1 protein-coding gene and 1 CRISPR repeat array are annotated in these 2,644 nt (G+C 37.3%); the gene reads left to right on the plus strand.

Annotated features, from left to right (window positions below; genetic code table 11):
• Positions 1–58 precede the first annotated feature (58 nt).
• Positions 59–1,355: a CRISPR direct-repeat array (repeat unit 37 nt; unit sequence GTTTAAGAGCAAGTTCCATTAAAACAAGGATTGAAAC).
• 206 nt (positions 1,356–1,561) lie between these two features.
• Entirely contained in the window at positions 1,562–2,428 is an 867-nt protein-coding gene (locus DFR58_RS21535) for an Rpn family recombination-promoting nuclease/putative transposase (protein ID WP_114300507.1), read from the plus strand.
• The last annotated feature ends 216 nt before the right edge of the window (positions 2,429–2,644 follow it).

Genomic DNA, 2,644 nt, shown 5'->3' on the forward strand with positions numbered 1-2,644 from the left:
TAAGGGGCTAAGAAAAGGCTGTAATGGCTGATATGTGAGGATTTTGCCCAAAAGGTCTGTTTAAGAGCAAGTTCCATTAAAACAAGGATTGAAACAATCTTACGTTAATCAGTTCGTCAAAAGCTTCTCGGTTTAAGAGCAAGTTCCATTAAAACAAGGATTGAAACTACGTCGGCTGAGTGGTTGCGTATAAGGACAGAGGTAGTTTAAGAGCAAGTTCCATTAAAACAAGGATTGAAACCCTATGTTGTTAACTAAATTTTGTATGGCTGGACTTGGTTTAAGAGCAAGTTCCATTAAAACAAGGATTGAAACTTTTTAGGAATCACTTGTATAAGCAATTAAAATCACCGTTTAAGAGCAAGTTCCATTAAAACAAGGATTGAAACCTTCTACATATTCTATATGGTGGCTTATCTTCAATATGTTTAAGAGCAAGTTCCATTAAAACAAGGATTGAAACAATAGGTTCGCCCATATAAAATTCTTTTGTGTTTGGTGTTTAAGAGCAAGTTCCATTAAAACAAGGATTGAAACCTGAGTGCCATCATCTCCGCATGTAACTTATGCTGAATGTTTAAGAGCAAGTTCCATTAAAACAAGGATTGAAACAAGTAAGTAAAAAGAAAGATATTGAGTTATGCGATTTGTTTAAGAGCAAGTTCCATTAAAACAAGGATTGAAACCTCCTTTTATAATCTACCTGCCTATATAGGTTCAGGATTGTTTAAGAGCAAGTTCCATTAAAACAAGGATTGAAACTGGAGATTTTTGAAACTATCTGAATATCAAAATAAAATGTTTAAGAGCAAGTTCCATTAAAACAAGGATTGAAACTCTGTGAGTATAATATACCATTCGAAAAAATAAGTGATTGTTTAAGAGCAAGTTCCATTAAAACAAGGATTGAAACATCAATCCTCCTTTATGGTCTACTCCTATCGTATATAGTTTAAGAGCAAGTTCCATTAAAACAAGGATTGAAACATTTTGCCCTTATCAAAACCCTGCTTGATGCTGTCGGTTTAAGAGCAAGTTCCATTAAAACAAGGATTGAAACTTCACAGAAAACTAATAATTTCTTGTTGTAAGAATCAGTTTAAGAGCAAGTTCCATTAAAACAAGGATTGAAACTTTGCTCAAGCTCCTTTTCCAGCCCCTTAATTTCAGTTTAAGAGCAAGTTCCATTAAAACAAGGATTGAAACTAATCATGTCTATATCTGTGTTTTTGCCGAAGGCTTTCGTTTAAGAGCAAGTTCCATTAAAACAAGGATTGAAACCCGTTCTCGATTACATTTTTGAGAAAGGCTTCAACTTGTTTAAGAGCAAGTTCCATTAGAACAAGGATAAAAACAGAAAAATTAACAATAAATTTTCCTGTAATAGATGAAAATAAGAAATAATGAAAGTAAGGATGCCTTTGACACTTCAGGCTACTTAACACAAAAGTCCCACTCATTTCTTACGCCAGCCGACAAACAAATCTATGTTAATCCGTCATGATTTCTGGTAAAATAATAATATATTGAAAATAACGGTATGCGGGATGTGATAGGTTGTATGAAAAGGCTGAAGGTAAAGAACGACTTTATATTCCAGAGGATATTCGGGCAGCCTGAAAATAAGGAAATACTGATAAGCTTTTTAAACGCCGTACTGGAGCTTGAAGGAGATAAACAGCTTGAGGACATTGAAATAATAGAAAATACACGCTTAAAAAAGGAAGGGATAAACGACAAGCTGGGCATACTGGATATAAGGGCCAAAACCATGCTTGGAGAGCATATAAATATAGAGGTTCAGCTTGTAAACCAGTACAATATGGATAAACGCACTATATTTTACTGGTCTAAAATATTCACGGAGCAGCTTAAGGAGGGACAGCCCTTTAATGAGCTTAAAAAGACAATAACGATAAACATACTGGATTTCAGCTATATAGATGTGGATAGCTACAGCACTGTGTTTCACCTGTGGGAAGACAGACATAAAGACTGCAAGCTGACGGACATAATGGAGGTAAGGTTTATAGAACTGCCCAAGTTCAGGAGGGCAAAGCCGGACTTGGGGAAGCCGCTGGACAGATGGCTGGTGTTTATTGAAGATTCGCCGGAGGAGGTGCTTGAGATGGCAATGAGAGAAGAGCCTGCAATAGCAAGGGCAGAAGAGGTGCTTCAGTATCTTGGCAGCTTTGATGAGATAAGAAGATACTATGAAGCACGGGAAATGGCTGTGCATGATGAGATAACAAGGATTACAGGCGCAAGGCAGGAGGGCTTACAGGAAGGCAGACAGGAAGGCAGGAAAGAAGGAGTACTGCAGAGCAGGGTTGATATAGTAAAAAATATGCGGAGTCAGGGAATAAAGGATGATGACATAGCTAAGCTTACAGGACTGACGATCCAAGAGATAAAGGCCATAAAGTAAAGAGAAAATGCCTGTATGCGGAAGAGGTTCTTCAGTATCTTGGTAGCTTCGACGAAATAAGAAGGTACTATGAAGCATGGGAAATGGCCGTGCATGATGAGGTCACCCGGCTTATGGGAGTAAGGCAAAACATATGTTGATAAATAAGAGTATATATGGTAAAATCGGCATAAAGGCAAGAAGATAAGCTTTACTGCAAAAGGAGTGTCCCGTTTT

The sequence above is a fragment of the Anaerobacterium chartisolvens genome (assembly GCF_003337415.1).
In the GTDB taxonomy this organism is placed as follows: domain Bacteria; phylum Bacillota; class Clostridia; order Acetivibrionales; family DSM-27016; genus Anaerobacterium; species Anaerobacterium chartisolvens.